Origin of the sequence: Gilliamella sp. App6-5, from assembly GCF_001690525.1 — a bacterium.
Classification (GTDB): Bacteria; Pseudomonadota; Gammaproteobacteria; order Enterobacterales; family Orbaceae; genus Gilliamella; species Gilliamella apicola_H.
The window spans coordinates 1-15,635 of record NZ_LZGT01000014.1; the positions used below are offsets into that span (position 1 = coordinate 1).

The window sequence follows — 15,635 nt, forward strand, 5'->3', positions numbered from 1 at the left end:
ATGCTATCACAGACCGGCATTTACGCTGGGGCTTTCCCAAATGTTTTAATCGCATCAGAAAGCTCGGCTATAAATGGAATCATAAACGGGTGTATCGGGTGTATTGTGAGTTAAAACTTAATATTAGAGCTAAACGTAAAAAACGTATCCCCCAACGAACACCAGAAAAGCTATTGGTTCCTAATAAACAAGGTGAATGTTGGTCAATGGATTTTATGAGTGATAGTAGCTGTAATCAACGTCGCTTTAGGACATTCAATGTCATCGATGACTTTAATCGTGAGGCGTTAGGTATTGATATTGCAGTAAGCTTACCAGCAGGAAGGATTACCCGTTACTTAGATAAACTGGCTGAATATCATGGGTATCCATTAAAAATACGCGTCGATAATGGACCAGAATTTACAGGAAAAACCTTTATAAACTGGGCTAAATCACATGATATAGCCATTGATTATATCCAGCCCGGTAGCCCATATCAAAACGGGTACATTGAACGATTTAATCGTACCTATCGTACTGAAGTACTCGATTTATATCTTTTTAACAACTTAGCACAAGCAAGGAGAATAACCGAAGAATGGTTAACGATTTATAACACCGAAAGACCGCATGAGGCATTAAATAACATGACGCCGATTGAGTATAAAACACTAAAACAAACAGCATGATTTTCTACTTGAATCTTGTACTAAGTTTGGGGTATTTACAAAACATGAAGTGCAATTTTAAACTCGGTGGAGTGAAGAAAGTAGAAAGTGATTTATACTAGCTGCTTTGCACCACCACAGTTTGGAAATTGCTATGCATTATAAACACCTTTCTAGGAAGGAACGATACCCGATTTTCGTATTATTACAAGCCGGAAAGAATAAAAAAGAGATGGTCTAGCTACTCAATAGCAAACCTTCGACAATAGATCGTGAGATAAAAAGAAACTCAAAACCTCGCTCGGAAAAGGCGAAAAAACAGCTATGGCTTAATACGTCAGTTTATACCTAAGTCAGCGGCCATTTTATTAGTTGACGACGAACAGATAAAGAAAATACAATATTTATTGAACTCACGCCCAAGAAAACAGCATAAGTTTAAAAGCCCTGCTTCCTTTTATTCTAAGGAGTTAAGATGAATTGCACTTCATTGTGTAATCTAGATTTTTTGATTAAAAAATACCACCAAAATCATTTTCCAAAGCACTCCAACAAAATATTAACCTTATTAGCTTAACGAGTCATTACAAATATTTAACAAAAAACTATCGCATTATTAATCAAACGATTATAATTTCACCGCCATTAAAGCAAGGCGCGCTCATTAGTTGAGCAGGAAAGTTTAAAAACTAAAATCAAAACAACAAATTAAGTGGTTGAGTGATCGTTATGCGCTATCATACTTGGCATCTAGCCTGCCAAACTTGTGTCCTAAATCTTTTCCAATTTCATCATAGTCAAAATCAGACTCAATTCCTATTTTTATCGCCCAACCTTGCGAAATAGCTGGATTTATCGGCAGAATTGTCACCAAGGCTATCGCCGATTTCCAAGTTACTATCCAAGTTCCCACTGGCTTTTATGCCGCTGCTATTACTTTCGTATTCGGTGAATTCGCAGGCATTATCGGCGCAGACTTCGCTGGATATTCATGGCACGGCGCCTTATTTAACGTTTGATGGCGGGGTAACAAAAGCGAATGATATTAGTTCATTGTTGGGTATCACGTTATCGGACGGAACAACAATTAAAGCGAACGAAGATAACTCAAGTGCAACCAATCCGATTGAATTACCGAACGATTTGGATACTTTTGAAACGATACAAAGTATGGTCCCGTTTCCTCGATTTGGCAATAATAACTACCCGATTATCAATCTCAATGATGTCGTGAATGCTCCATATAACTACGGGCGAGATGATGATGTGATGATGGCATCAGTGCGACAGGAAGTGTAACGGTAAAGTGGGAAAGTAAGAACGCCAGCAATGCCTATGAAGACATTACCTCAATCGTTAAGCGTAACCCTAATAGTTTGCTAAATGTTTGTGATTCGCCCTATAGGTTAACCATTAGTTCATCGGGCGGTCAGTTACAGACGCGATATGGTGTACCAGATCGTATCGCCTTTGCCAGTGGAAGTCATACCTATTATATCAATCCCAATAGGGCAATTGTATCGGTGTGCTATGCCCAACCTAATTTGGCTTTTGACAGCTCTTCTAATGGGATGGGGCTTAATGTTGATGGTTCGACGTGGGTGGCTAATAAGGGGTATAAGGTATTAAGTGCTTCGAATAGTGGAAATTATAATGAGGCGTCATCGGTTACTAGCAATAACTTCCCAAGCACAGGTTCGCATGGGTTGTTTTTTTATTTGTTACTTAAAAATATAACCCCGGCTCAAGTGTTAGCAGCTAATGGTAACGAGGTAAGGGCAGAAGAAGGCGGTAATGTCAGTTTGACATTGAGCACAGAGAATACACCGCGTTGGCAATATAGAAATTATAATAACTCAGGGGCATTAGGTAATGCTGAGCCAAGTTTAAAAATAACCTTGAAAGGACCAAGATATAACTCAAGTAATAAGAGTTTTACACCTGTCACATTCAAACTATATGCCGATAGTTCGAAGACAAAATTATTATATGAATTTAAAATAATGCGCTGGTATATAGCTCAGCCAAGTGTTAATTATCGTGGTACAGGTAATGGTTCTAATGCCCAAACACAAGTTAGTAATTATTGTGCAAGTTTTGGTAGTGGCTATCGAATACCGGATGTAAATGACTATACGAATGCAAATGCAAGTCGTTATGGCTGGCGAGGTGGTATTCCAGGAAGAGCCGAAAATAGTGTTCGCGTTGGCTTACCTGTTCGTCAATTAAGTTATCAAGAAAGCTCAACAAAGTGGCAAGGTGGGCTATTTAATGAATGGGGGTGTATTGTTAACAATTTTAATGCAGTAGATTTGGAAAGTATTAGATGTAGCGGTTATCCAGGCAGTGACTGGGATATCTATATAGGGTATTGGATTCGAAGTGTAGGGGTGAATGCGGTAGATTCTCATCGTAATGGAAAAGGACTTGGAGTTCATTCAGCTTTCGGGTTTCCTTACAGTTATGATTTTCACGATTATCGTGCCGTTAATCGTGCAGTTTGCGTAACACCATAGCAGAAAAATTCAAAATCACTAAACAAGCCGACGGGAAAATCGGCTTTTATAAAGCCGTGTCATATTATTCCACATATAAAATTTTAAAAGTTACCTAAAGCGACTTTAGATCTTTAATTTAGTTAGCCCATTTTCCTGTATTAGTTGGTCTACGAAGTCCAACCATTGCTTTGTGCAAATTTTGACAATTTAAACTATCGTCATCTATTTCTCCGTTTACACGTTTTTTTTTCGATATTCATTTAGTCTTTTTTTGTTATTTTAAAAATCTTCTACAGTATAAGGTTTTTCATTACATCCAAATAAAAACATGGCAGTAATAAGTACTAATATTTTTTTATATAATTCCTTATACTGTTAGCTAATAATTTAAGGTACATAGTAAATTTGCGAATAATAGTTGGTTAGTTTTTTAACTCAAAAATAACTTGTTTACCAAGTAATATTGTTAATATTTTTTGTAGTAATAGAGATTCGTGTTATACCTACTGTAACGCCAAAACCTAACACCGTATTCTAATTAAAAAATTGCATAAAAAAACTAGCCAAGTTTTTTTAAAATGGCTATACTTTAACACCTTAAAGGAATAGATTATTAAATAAATATAAAAATTAAAATAAATCAATAATTTACTTGACGGGTGAACCGTAATGCATTATCATTTTAGACACCAGACACCAGACACCAGCACTGGCAAACCTATGTCTTAAATTTATCAGATAAACACACTAGTCGGATTTTTAACCCCGCCACGTTTATATCTTCAAAGTTATTTTTCAAATTATTATCAAAATTATTCCGAAAATTTCTGTTAGTATTGATATTGTTATTATTGTCTTCTTCATGGAATGTACAGGCGAATGGCAAAAAGGTTCGAACGGGTAATCGTAGTGATGCCATAATACTGCCACCGTCACAATGGGGTGAGCTTAAATTTGTTAAGCCCTATCTTGAGTTTGGTGGACTCCATTTCGCAGGCCCTGCTGATATATGGCATCCAGATCATGGATTCTTGGTTCAATCAACCGATCAGACATCATACAACCTAAATTTTCCGACAACGGGCGCAAATGGGTTATATTTTGATTTAATCATAAGGGGAGAGGCCGACGAATTAACATGGGGAACGCCAATTACGCATGAGGGAATTACCGCTACAGTGACCAGAAAAACAAAATGTAATGCCCAATGCGATGTTGAATTTCGCGTTACACTAACAGGTCCAGAGGCAAGAAATCAATGGTTCAATTCTTATCCTAGTCGAATTGCTAAGCCAAGGTTACCGCAGACCTTTGAGTTAGTTGGTCGAGATAGAGAGGGGAAAGAGGTAATTAAATATGGATTTGTTCTGCAGAAATGGTTCGTGGTTAGAGGCGCTGAATTATATCACTATCCTGATATGGTAACTTGGTGCAGTGGTTTGGATTACCGTGTGCCACAGGTTAAGGATCTGACTAACGCTGTTTGTTCGGGTCTTGGTGAAGGTTTACATTGCCAAGGCTCTACCAGTGCGATACCGCCATCAACAGGTAATCATTATCAGCGTAGAATAGGTGCTGGATTATTTTCGGAGTGGGGCTTTATGTATCGTTACACTGGTGCGGATTTTATTGCCCAAAATTACTGGACAAGTGACACGACGAAGAGGGACTGCCAGTTTGATGTGGGCGCAGATAATGGTGATATTTATTTGTTTTGCTCATCCAACAATTACGGCCTTTGCACCACCCCTTAGTTTTTATGACTTAGTTATTAATCTTTATGGCGCTGATGATATTCTGATATTAATAAAGAATAATCAATAAAAAAATAAAATTCCAGTGCGAGGAGGAGAACCAAAATAGCAAAGCCTGAGAGTTTTGCATTTTAATGACTTAAAGTCCAAAAGCACTTTTCTTAAAAATTAAACTTGCTACAACAGAAAATAGTCAATAAAAAATTAATTTTTAAAAAATTAAATAAAATCAATAATCTGCCTAAGTTATTTTTATGGTTCAATAATAACTCGTCCACGAGTGATGTCGCTAACGTTTTTTTGTAGGAGTTGCAATTTGTCTTTTGTGATAGCGACGCTTACTTTTACACCTTCAGCATCAAACTCTTGATTTTCAACAATGGAATCAAGTTCCTTTAGACGATTTTCGATAATTGGCCATTCGTTATAATAGCAGTGAAATTGTAGCGTTATGCGAGCAATGAGTTCAATTAGCTCAGCTTGTTGTAAGCAGTGGCTAGCCGAACCGCCATAGGCACGAATTAATCCTCCAGTACCTAATTTTATGCCACCAAAGTAGCGAGTTACCACCACAACCACTTGATCGCAATCTTGCCCTTCAATGGCTGAAAGAATAGGGCGACCGGCAGTGCTGGTGGGTTCGCCATCGTCGTTAAATCGATATTGTTGTCCAATCTTCCATGCCCAGCAGTTGTGAGTAGCGTTGGGATCACTGATTTGGTTAATAAAGTCGGTGGCTTGTTCGGCTGATGTAACTGGCGCAGCATTGACAATAAAGCGGCTTTTTTTTATTTCTTCTGTTAGTTCAACGGGATTTGCTAATGTATATGGCATGCTAATTCTGGTAAAATCAATTTATTGTGGATAATAATACTGAACAGAATCAAAATGTCTATTAATTTAGAACAATTAAAGCAAACACAACAGATGTTAGCTAAGAAAGTGATATTAACTGATACGTTTTGTCAGTCGATTAAATTTATTGGTGGAACCGATGTAGGCTTTGAAGATGATGGTCATGTGACGAGAGCTGCAATTGTTGTTCTTACTTATCCTGATTTTAAGGTTGTTGAATACCATATTGCTCGAATAAAAACACAGTTTCCTTATATTCCTGGTTATTTATCTTTTCGTGAGTATCCAGCACTGATCGAGGCATGGCAGCAGGTAACACAGAAACCCGATTTATTGTTCGTTGATGGACAAGGCGTTGCTCACCCTCGGCGTTTAGGTATTGCAAGTCATTTAGGTTTGTTGCTAGATATGCCAACGATTGGTGTAGCTAAAAAAAAGTTGTGTGGTCAGTATGAACCATTGCCAAAACAAGCGGGTAGTGTCACGCCGTTGCAAGATAAGCAAAAACAGATTGGTTGGGTGCTATGTAGTAAAAATAATTGCAATCCTTTATTTATTTCGGCAGGTCATCGAGTGAGCCAAGATAGCGCTTTAAAATGGGTTAATTTATGCTTGCGTGGCTATCGTTTGCCTGAACCAACGCGCTGGGCTGATGCGATTGCGTCAAATAAACCTTTGTTTAAGAAGTTTATCCATGCAGAATAATCCATTACCATTAAAAAAAGGTGGCTTTACCTTTAAACGTTTTTTTGTTGGGCACGACAAAAGTCCAATGAAGGTAACAACCGATAGTTGTTTGTTAGGCGCATGGGCGCCAATTTGTTCTGTTCCGCAAAAAATACTGGATATTGGCTGTGGTTGTGGCGTAATTGCGTTGATGTTAGCTCAGCGATTAGAAGATAATCGCTGTCAAATTGATGCGATTGATATTGATGTGCAGGCAGTGACACAATGTCAGCAAAATAGCCAGCAAGCTGGGTTTACTACAGTTAACGCGATTAATATCGACATTAATCAATTTGAGCCAAGTCATGCCGTGGGCTATGATTTGATTGTGACCAATCCCCCTTATTTTGAATCCGCCGTTGATTGCCGTAATCCTCAAAGGCAATTAGCACGCTATACCGAAAGTTTAAACTTTCAACAGCTTATTGACACGGTTAAGCGTTTATTAAGCCCCGTAGGTCAATTTTGTTTAGTTTTACCTTATCATTTATCCAATCAGTTTAGGTTATTATGTGAATCTAACCAGTTATATTTACACCAATTGATGAATGTTAGATATAGTGCAGAAAAAGGTTTTTCATTGTCGTTGATGGTTTTTTCATTTATCCAACCTAATAAGGTTGATCAGCAGCAATTGTGTATGCGAGATAATGATGGGCGCTACTCTCAAGCATTTAGAACGTTATTAGCTGATTTTTATCTGTTTCGAAAATAACGTTTAGATTCTTATTTATTTTTAATTTCATAGTGACTCTAAGTTATTTGATAGTAAGTAATAAATCTTGATAAAAAGAAATTTTCATTCACACAAGTTAAAGCATAAAAGTAATGTTATATACAAATATAACTTATTATTTAAGCCGCTTGCATACCTTTTATATATTCGTATTTTTTGCTCATATGAGGCTTTTGGAGATTGTTAAAAAGCCTCGACTAAACTATGTGATCAGATCAAGAAGTATAAAATAGCGATGATAGCTAATAGGATAATTGCAATAGCATAAACTTTGTCGTGTAAGTAACTAAATGCTGGTAAAGATCGTTCCTTTCTAGCATAGAGGTAAAAACCTAGTCCCACACTATAGAGTATCATGGAAAGTAATAAATAAGTTGTACCACCAGCATAAATCAACCATACTCCATAAATCGATCCTAAAGCGCCAATCATAATTAAATAAACTTTGCCTTGTTGAATAGCTAATTTGAAAACAAAAAGCGCCGAAAGCAAGTAGGGGATCAGCACCATTGAGGTTGATAACTGGATTAAGGTGTTGTAGCCCGATTGATAGAAATGAGCAAGGATAATTAATACCGTTATTAAGCTTGTTGTTAACCATAATGCGTTGGAAGGCGTGCCTGCTTTGTTGAGTTTACCAAAGCAACTCGGCACCGTGTGTTGTTTGCCTTGACCGCTTAAAAATAGCATTTCAGCGGCTAGCATTAGCCATGATAATAATCCGCCACTGACCGACACGATTAAGCCGAAGTTGATCAAGGTTGCACCCCAGTTACCAATGACACGTTCAATGACTAAGGCCATTGATGGGTTTTTCATTTGCGCCAGTTCTTGTTGCGGTACAATGCCAAGCGATAACACAGATACGCAAACAAGCAATAAGCTGGTAATGGCAAAGCCAAAAAAGGTGGCACGGCTAATACTGATGATATTTTTGGCCCTCGTTGCATAAACCGTTGCGCTTTCAATTCCTAAATAAACCCAAACGGTATAAAGCATGGTGTTTTCAACTTGATCAATAATTGATCCTAATTGCGGTGTTCCCCAAAAGTCGATCTTAAATGTCGAGATTTTAAAGGCGAGACTAACACAAACAATAAATAAACCGATAGGCACAATTTTAGCTAATGTCACTAAACAATTTAATAAAAAGGCGCGATATATTCCTTTCAATACAAAATAATGTACTATCCATAACAATAAAATAGCCGCAATAACCGCCGGTAATGTGGTGCCATGACCAAAGAAGTTTAAGCTATCAAAAGATCCTAATGCGCTAAATAAAATAACTAAGTAGCTAGTACACGACATCCATGCTGATATCCAGTATCCCCATGCTGCATTAAAGCCGATATAATCGCCAAATCCTTCTCGTACATAGCCGTATAATCCATCATTGATTTTGTAAAATCGGATCGATAAATACTGAAATACCCGTGTTAGCATGAACATGCCCAAAAGGGTTATTGTCCATGCAATTAAAATCCCTGCAGTCCCTGACCCTTCGGCCATGTTTTGTGGTAGGCTAAAAACTCCACTTCCTACAATACTGCCAACAACTAATAGGGTAAGGGGAAGTATGCCTAGCTTTTTTTGTATTGGTGTATTCATAGTTCGCTTATTGTTAAGTTGAGTATTAGTAGTTTTTTATTCAATCATTTTAAAATCGTAATGACATGCAACTTACGCCACCATCTATTTTTTGATATTCAGAGGTATCCACTTCGATAACTTGGTAACCAAGCTTTGCGATTTTTCCTTTTGTAATTGGATAGCCTGCTGGCATAATAACGCGGTCGTTAACCCATATGCAGTTAGCCGCATAACTTTCTTGCTCAGGGATTTCAATAATATTAAGGTGTTGAAATTCGGGTTTAGTGATAAATTCGCCTGCTGCTAATAAGTTGTTATTTTCTAAATAAGCAAGACCCGTTTTTAGATGTAACACTTTTTCGAGCTTAACTACTGAGCCAGTTAATCCGTACTTTTCTAAAATAGCTATCATTTGGTTAGCACCAGCTTGGTTGGTTCGAGCCGATAAGCCAATGTAGTAGTGGTTTTCAACCATCATTATATCGCCCGCTTCAACTGTACCAGGAGCGTTAATTCTTTCCACTTTATTTGGATAAAATCTTTCGATGGTGTCAGCGATAATTTCAGTTTCTTCCCTGCGGCTTTCGGCTCCAGGTCTTGTAATAATGGCACAATATGGTGTGCAAAGCACGGCATCTTCAACAAAGACTGAATCAGGAAAACGTTCATCGGCGGGTAAAATGGTGATATCAACATCGCACTGCTGTAATGCACGAATATAATTGTTATGTTGATCTAAGGCTTTTTGATAATCAGGTTTACCCAAGTTAGCTGACGTTAAACCGTTAATAAGTGATTTAGCGGGGGTTCTTGCAATAATATGGTTAAATTTTTTCATTTTATTTCCCTTTAAATAATTATGCTTTATTAATGAATAATAATTCACATTTAAAGCTTTATCAAGCCATAAAATGTGTTTTTATTCGTTTTAGTGAATTTTTATTGATTTGTTATTTTGATTAATACATCTGAATTTAGATGAAGTGAGGCGTACATATCTATTTTTTGTATGCAATAAAAATAATTTACTGGTTTTATTTTAGAAAGGAAAACAAATTAAAGGTACTTAAAATGAAAAAAGGGCACCAAGCGTGCCCTTAATGATAATCATTATTCACCGTCAAAATTAACTAAGGTAAAGCAATCAATCCCCATATCCGTTAACTTGGTTTTGCCACCTAAATCGGGTAAGTTGATCACAAATGCGGCATTTTCGGCAATACCACCTGCTTTACGAATTAAATTAGCCGTTGCGGCAATTGTTCCACCTGTAGCAAGTAAATCATCAATAATTAATACTCGTTCACCCGGTTTAATGGCATCTGTGTGAATTTCTAATGTGTCTGTGCCATATTCAAGTTGATATTCTTCTTTAAATACGTGACGAGGCAATTTATTAGGTTTACGAACAGGAATAAAACCTACACCCAATGCGAGCGCAATTGGCGCTGCAAAAATAAAGCCTCGAGCTTCTGTGCCTACTACTTTGTCAATTTTTTTATTACGATAATGTTCAATTAATAATTCAACAGTGGTTTTAAATGCAATGGGATCAGCAAGTAAACTGGTGATATCACGAAACAATACCCCTTCTTTTGGGTAATTAGGAATGGTAAGAATGCTGTTTTTAATTAATTCAAGTTTTTCTTGTAACTGATTCATTTAAATGCTCTCTAAGTCTTTTTCTATAAGAGTTGCTAATTTTTCATTATATACCTGCAAACTTTTTAGTTGCAATAAAGAAACCGTAATATCATACTGAAAACCAGCAATTCTTGTAAGTTAATATAAATATATTAGTGTCATTAGCCTTTATAGTAATTAATATTATAAATAATACCATGTCGTAAAAAATACTTTTTAAACACTTTATGTTTTTTACAGTTTTTTACAAATTTTTACACAAGCATTTTATTTTGGTTTGAGTGATTCTTTTCGTGTTCAATTAACCAGCGTTTTCGTTCTAATCCTCCGCCATATCCCATTAATTCACCATTTGATCCAATAACCTTGTGACAAGGTATGATAATTGCGACTCGATTACACCCATTTGCGTTTGCAACTGCACGTATAGCATGTGGATTATTGATCTTTTCTGCTTGTTCTTTATAAATAGTTAGCTTTCCATAAGGAATTTGCTTTAAATAGCACCAAACGGTTTGCTGAAAATCCGTTCCTAGAGTATGCAAAAGGACATTAAAATGTTGTCTTTTTCCTTGAAAGTACTCAATAAGTTCTTTTTTTGTTTATTATATGTGCTTGTTATCTCCAAAAATTATCTGCAATTTCAACTGCTTTTACAGCTATTCGAATTCGGTTTCTAGTATTCGTCTGTCGACAAATTCTAATAAGCAGATCCCTTGATTAGTGGAACATATAAACATAGAGCCTAACGGCGTTGTTAAGCGATTAATGAGGATAATGTCTTGGTTAATGCTCATTAATGGGGGCATTTTTGGTGATTTTTTATAGGTATATCCAAAGCCACTTAAAGATTCATACCCTGTATCATAAGCGGTATTGATGACATTTTTGCCGACTTTAAACTCTTGAAAGGCATGATTAATTCGATACATTCTTTGGTAGGATTGGAAAGTGATACCATCGTGTTTTTTGAACCAACGTCTGACTGTTTCGGGACTTATTTAATGTTCTTTTAATCGTGTATCCGATATTTTTGTTTTGGGTTTTTATGTAATTCATGTGATAGCTTTAAATACTTCTGGCGGTGCTTCATTTGCGTTTTCAGTGGCTTACAAATTTTACAAGGGCGATATCCTGCATCAAGGGCTTCTTTAACAGAGCTAAAAAATTCTACATTTTCAAATTTTGGTTTCTTTGCTCGGCAAGTTTCAATACAAAATATCGATGTTGTTTTGACGCCAGCGTAGAATACCCCAATATAGTGCTGATCCTTTGCTAGTAAAGCTTGATAGTATTGTTTTATTTTGTCGACATTGGTAATAAGCATAATTTTTAAAGGTCTCAATTTTAGTTAATTTAATAACTGAGTGACCAGCAATCCGGTTAGCATATTAAATAAACACGAAACGTTGCAACCGAAAAAAAAACAATTATTTTTTATTTTGTTGTTTAGTCTGATTTGGGTTTAAATATTATTGGTGATCGCAAGATTAACGCATGGCAAAAATGTAGTTTATTGAATATTTAAACATTGGCATTATTTATAAAAAACCTTAACCATATTAATAATATTTTTTGATTAAGGTTTTTTTAATTTGTGTATAAAGGTGAAGAGTTTAATGATTTAGCCACAACACTATGGATTGAGAATGTTTTAAGTTTGTCTTGAATGGTTAATGCTTGTTGTTTTGATTCACATTGTGTAAAAACACATGCACCAGTTCCAGTTAACCGGGTAGTACCATATTGTGAAAGATAAGCAATGATACTGTCTACTTTAGGGTAACGTTTTCGAACAACGTTTTCACAATCATTTTTCAATTCGTTAAACGGCAATGAAAGCAAATCAGTGATGTTTTGGACCGGTGTGTCACGAGTTAGTTCAGGATCATTAAAAATTTTAACTGTAGATATTTCAATATTAGGGTAAGTAACTAGGTACCAATATTCTGGTATATCTACAGGCTGAAATTGATCGCCAATTCCTTCGGCAAAAGCAGCGTGTCCATAAATAAAAATAGGGACATCGGCACCAATTTTTCGTCCTATGTTCATTAATGTTTCAGTTGATAAGTTAAGTTGCCATAACTGATTAAGTGCCACTAATACTGTTGCTGCATTGGACGATGCGCCGCCCAATCCCCCCCCCATTGGGATCTTTTTATCAATTGTGATATCCACACCTAAATTATTGCGATTGGTATAAGTTTTTAATTGTTCAGCAGCAATAACCATTAAGTTTTTATTAGTCGGTATGTTTGCAAAATCGGTTAATAAGTTAATTTTATTATCTTTACGCACGCTAAACGTTACAGTGTCACAATAATCAATAAATTGAAACAACGTTTGTAAATTATGATACTTGTCAGCACGACGACCAGTAATATATAAAAATAAATTTAATTTAGCAGGTGATAACCACTGTTTCATCACTATTTTCCGTTATCGTAAAATCCAGTCACTAATTTTTAATCGAACAACTTTGTCATCATGCATAAGTTCGATTGTAGCAGGCAAATCAATCTTTTGATTTTTATAGGTATAAGTTGCGTAACTTGGAATTTTTAATGTCCATTTATTATTGTTTTGCATAAATACGGTTGAAACTAATCGTCCAAAATTGTCTAATTTGTCAGTATAGATATTGTCTGAAAATCCTTTTAGCCAATTGTGTAACGAATTCAGTGGGATATTTACGTTAGATATTTTTTTCATGAGATTTTCAACATTGGCATCTTGGTAACTTCCACCATGTCTATCAATCAATTGAGCAGAATTAGGCTCGGCTTTTAAGGTTAGAATATTGGTACCGACGGGGGTGGTCAATTTGACTTGATAATTATCGGTTGATTGTTGAGTTATTAAAAATCGTCCATAACTACGCGATTTATCACTTATATAAGCGATACTACCTTTCACTTGAAAAGCGTTTATTTGTTTTAGATTTTGTTGATGAACTTGCCATTGTTGTTCAATTGAAGCGGTACTTTGAGATTTTGTTGCTTGGCAAGCTGTGATAAATAAAGATAGCATGACAATAAAAGCATATTTAATTTTAGACATGAAATAACTCTTTAATTGATAGTGTATGTGCCAATGATAGCAGTATTATAACTGATAATCGTCTAAATAAGAAAAAGAACCTTTAGTGTTTTTTATGTATAATATAGGCTTAAGCACGTTTAACAAAATAGTATATATTTAATATAACTTTTAAAAAAAGAAGTACTGCAATGTCAATTATAATTTTTGGTGTTAATCATAAATCTGCGCCAGTCGCTTTAAGGGAAAGGCTTGCTTTTCCTACTGAGATTGTTGATAAAGCGCTATATAGCTTATACCAACATCCTTTGGTTGAAGGGTGCGTGATTTTGTCTACTTGTAATCGAACAGAAATTTATCTGAGTTATGAACATCAAACCGATGACCTAAGATTAAAACAATCAGTTGAAAATTGGTTAGGGCAATTTCATCATATTGATATTGAGTTATACCGAAATTCACTTTATTGGTATGACGGTCAACAAGCCGTTGAACATTTGATGTCTGTGGCTAGCGGTTTGGACTCTATGATTATTGGTGAGCCACAAATTCTTGGGCAAGTTAAGCAGGCATATAGTTTTGCGCAAAAACAAAACTGTTTATCTGTCCAACTAAAAAAATTATTTCAAACAGTATTTCATGTGGCAAAAGTTGTCCGCAGTGAAACCAATATAGGTGCTAATACGGCATCTGTCGCTTATGCCGCTTGTTTAGTTGCTCGTCATCTTTTTGTTGATACTTCTAGTTTAAACATTATGCTTGTCGGAGCAGGGGAAACGATAGAGCTTATCTCGCGCTACTTAAAACCGCATGGATTTAATCAAGTGATTATTGCCAATCGTACCCGTGAAAAGGCATTAAAACTTGCGGCTGGTATCGATGCAGAAATCATTTCATTGCCGGATATTGCTAATCGACTTAAAGATGTTGATATTGTGATTAGTTCAACAGCAAGCCCTTTACCTATCATAGGTAAAGGTATGGTTGAACGCACCTTACGTGCTAGAAATTATTGCAAGATGCTATTTATTGATTTAGCTGTTCCCCGCGATGTCGAGGAAGAGGTTAATCAGCTGGAGAATGTGCATCTTTATACTATTGATGATTTACACAAAACGGTTGAAAATAATTTAGAGCAACGCGCTATTGCCGCTAAAGAAGCACAATATCTTATTCAAGAGCAAGCTGAACTTTTCATTGATTGGCTTAAGACAAGACATGCAGTTGCTTATGTTAAGCAGTATCGTCGTAATGCGGAAAGTATTAAGCGTGAATTAGAAATAAAAGCCTTAAATGCTATTAAGCAAGGCGCTAATATTGACGATGTTTTTACTGAGTTTTCCCATCGTTTAACCAATAAATTAATCCACGCACCGACTCAAACATTATTTCATGCAGCTACACACGATTGTGCTGACTGTTTTAAAGTGCTTAGTAAAGGTTTGGGCTTAAAAGAACATTAGTCAATGCGAACTTTACCTAAAAGTTGAGAAATAATTGGAGCAGATTGAACTTTTTGATATCTCAAGCCCTTGTAAACGGGTTTGCGAAACTGATAAAAAAGCTATTGTATTATCTGCTATCGCTCAAGAGAAGAGAGATTTAAATAGTTAACCTTGAGTGATAGCCAAAGGCAAGAAATTTTACGTTTATGCAAATAGCGGGCGTTAAGGCGCCGTTATCTATTATCACAGCAACAACAACCACAATTAAATCCAATCACTTCACAATTTGATCTTAATTTCTGAAATCTACTTATCTATTTTTAATTGTATATTGTAATCTTGTTTAACTAAGAGTAGGATTTTTTATATATATAAAGATGGCAATTATTGAGTCACCTTTTTAAATTTTATTGGAATTTAGAATATGAAAATGTGTATTGCTTGCGGCATGCCAATGACGGTTATTGCTGATTATCCATTGCTTGATATGTCTAAAAGCTATTGTAAACATTGTGCTCATAAAGATGGCACAATGAAAACATTTGACGAAAAATGGCATGAAGTCACATTACAATATGCTAAAAATCACAATATTGATAAGGCAATAGCTAAGCAAACAGCTTATATCATCCTTAAAAAATTACCCGCATGGAAACCTAGACGGTAGCTTGTTTTTTAGGCATATAAAGCAC

At 35.9% G+C, this 15,635-nt stretch carries 17 protein-coding genes; 8 read left to right on the forward strand and 9 right to left on the reverse strand.

The features are described from left to right. The 4 genes from A9G24_RS01750 to A9G24_RS01770 all read left to right on the forward strand — a co-directional run. The coding region (locus A9G24_RS01750) for an IS3 family transposase (protein WP_081303040.1) at positions 1 to 671 on the forward strand (671 nt) is incomplete at its 5' end. Between the two features lie 900 nt (positions 672 to 1,571). Beyond that, positions 1,572 to 1,949 (forward strand): hypothetical protein, encoded by a 378-nt coding sequence (locus tag A9G24_RS01760; RefSeq protein ID WP_065637506.1) that lies wholly within the window; start codon positions 1,572 to 1,574, stop codon positions 1,947 to 1,949. Between the two features lie 77 nt (positions 1,950 to 2,026). Next, complete coding sequence (locus tag A9G24_RS01765; protein WP_065637507.1) at positions 2,027 to 3,166, forward strand: hypothetical protein; 1,140 nt, start codon at positions 2,027 to 2,029, stop codon at positions 3,164 to 3,166. Positions 3,167 to 3,999: 833 nt separating this feature from the next. Next, complete coding sequence (locus A9G24_RS01770) at positions 4,000 to 4,902, forward strand: hypothetical protein (RefSeq protein WP_065637508.1); 903 nt, start codon at positions 4,000 to 4,002, stop codon at positions 4,900 to 4,902. Positions 4,903 to 5,154: 252 nt separating this feature from the next. Here the strand turns inward: A9G24_RS01770 and A9G24_RS01775 are convergent, their stop codons facing one another. After that, positions 5,155 to 5,736, reverse strand: coding sequence for an IMPACT family protein (locus A9G24_RS01775; RefSeq protein ID WP_065637509.1), 582 nt, complete (start codon positions 5,734 to 5,736; stop codon positions 5,155 to 5,157). Positions 5,737 to 5,796: 60 nt separating this feature from the next. On the opposite strand from A9G24_RS01775, the gene nfi reads away from it, so the two are divergent. Both nfi and A9G24_RS01785 read left to right on the forward strand, forming a co-directional pair. Continuing rightward, complete coding sequence (nfi, locus tag A9G24_RS01780; protein WP_065637572.1) at positions 5,797 to 6,462, forward strand: deoxyribonuclease V; 666 nt, start codon at positions 5,797 to 5,799, stop codon at positions 6,460 to 6,462. Further along, positions 6,452 to 7,198 carry a tRNA1(Val) (adenine(37)-N6)-methyltransferase gene (locus A9G24_RS01785; protein WP_065637510.1) on the forward strand — a complete coding sequence of 249 codons (747 nt, stop codon included), beginning with the start codon at positions 6,452 to 6,454 and terminating at the stop codon, positions 7,196 to 7,198. The genes nfi and A9G24_RS01785 overlap by 11 nt, the downstream gene beginning before the upstream one ends. A gap of 231 nt (positions 7,199 to 7,429) precedes the next feature. On the opposite strand, the gene A9G24_RS01790 is transcribed toward A9G24_RS01785, so the two are convergent. The 8 genes from A9G24_RS01790 to lolB form a co-directional block, all read right to left on the reverse strand. Next, positions 7,430 to 8,830: a basic amino acid/polyamine antiporter gene (locus A9G24_RS01790; protein WP_065637511.1), complete on the reverse strand. Its 1,401-nt coding sequence runs from the start codon at positions 8,828 to 8,830 to the stop codon at positions 7,430 to 7,432. A 49-nt stretch (positions 8,831 to 8,879) separates the two neighbouring features. After that, positions 8,880 to 9,650, reverse strand: coding sequence for a dimethylargininase (gene ddaH / locus A9G24_RS01795; RefSeq protein WP_065637512.1), 771 nt, complete (start codon positions 9,648 to 9,650; stop codon positions 8,880 to 8,882). Positions 9,651 to 9,922: 272 nt separating this feature from the next. Then, positions 9,923 to 10,474 carry an adenine phosphoribosyltransferase gene (gene apt, locus A9G24_RS01800; RefSeq protein ID WP_065637513.1) on the reverse strand — a complete coding sequence of 184 codons (552 nt, stop codon included), beginning with the start codon at positions 10,472 to 10,474 and terminating at the stop codon, positions 9,923 to 9,925. Positions 10,475 to 10,710: 236 nt separating this feature from the next. Continuing rightward, positions 10,711 to 11,001 carry a methylated-DNA--[protein]-cysteine S-methyltransferase gene (locus A9G24_RS12975; RefSeq protein WP_218056185.1) on the reverse strand — a complete coding sequence of 97 codons (291 nt, stop codon included), beginning with the start codon at positions 10,999 to 11,001 and terminating at the stop codon, positions 10,711 to 10,713. Positions 11,002 to 11,115: 114 nt separating this feature from the next. Then, a complete protein-coding gene (locus tag A9G24_RS12980; protein WP_218056192.1) occupies positions 11,116 to 11,457 on the reverse strand; it encodes a helix-turn-helix domain-containing protein in 342 nt (113 codons plus the stop codon). Between the two features lie 11 nt (positions 11,458 to 11,468). After that, the gene (locus A9G24_RS13270; RefSeq protein ID WP_065637514.1) at positions 11,469 to 11,783 is read right to left on the reverse strand and encodes an Ada metal-binding domain-containing protein; all 315 of its coding nucleotides are present in this window, start codon (positions 11,781 to 11,783) and stop codon (positions 11,469 to 11,471) included. Between the two features lie 263 nt (positions 11,784 to 12,046). Beyond that, positions 12,047 to 12,886 carry a 4-(cytidine 5'-diphospho)-2-C-methyl-D-erythritol kinase gene (gene ispE, locus A9G24_RS01815; RefSeq protein WP_081303042.1) on the reverse strand — a complete coding sequence of 280 codons (840 nt, stop codon included), beginning with the start codon at positions 12,884 to 12,886 and terminating at the stop codon, positions 12,047 to 12,049. A gap of 12 nt (positions 12,887 to 12,898) precedes the next feature. Then, positions 12,899 to 13,519, reverse strand: coding sequence for a lipoprotein insertase outer membrane protein LolB (gene lolB / locus A9G24_RS01820; RefSeq protein ID WP_065587323.1), 621 nt, complete (start codon positions 13,517 to 13,519; stop codon positions 12,899 to 12,901). A gap of 170 nt (positions 13,520 to 13,689) precedes the next feature. Here lolB and hemA point away from each other — a divergent pair, with 170 nt between their 5' ends. Further along, the gene (gene hemA, locus A9G24_RS01825) at positions 13,690 to 14,961 is read left to right on the forward strand and encodes a glutamyl-tRNA reductase (protein WP_065587324.1); all 1,272 of its coding nucleotides are present in this window, start codon (positions 13,690 to 13,692) and stop codon (positions 14,959 to 14,961) included. 406 nt (positions 14,962 to 15,367) lie between these two features. Then, positions 15,368 to 15,610 (forward strand): zinc ribbon domain-containing protein, encoded by a 243-nt coding sequence (locus A9G24_RS01830; protein ID WP_065637516.1) that lies wholly within the window; start codon positions 15,368 to 15,370, stop codon positions 15,608 to 15,610. The last annotated feature ends 25 nt before the right edge of the window (positions 15,611 to 15,635 follow it).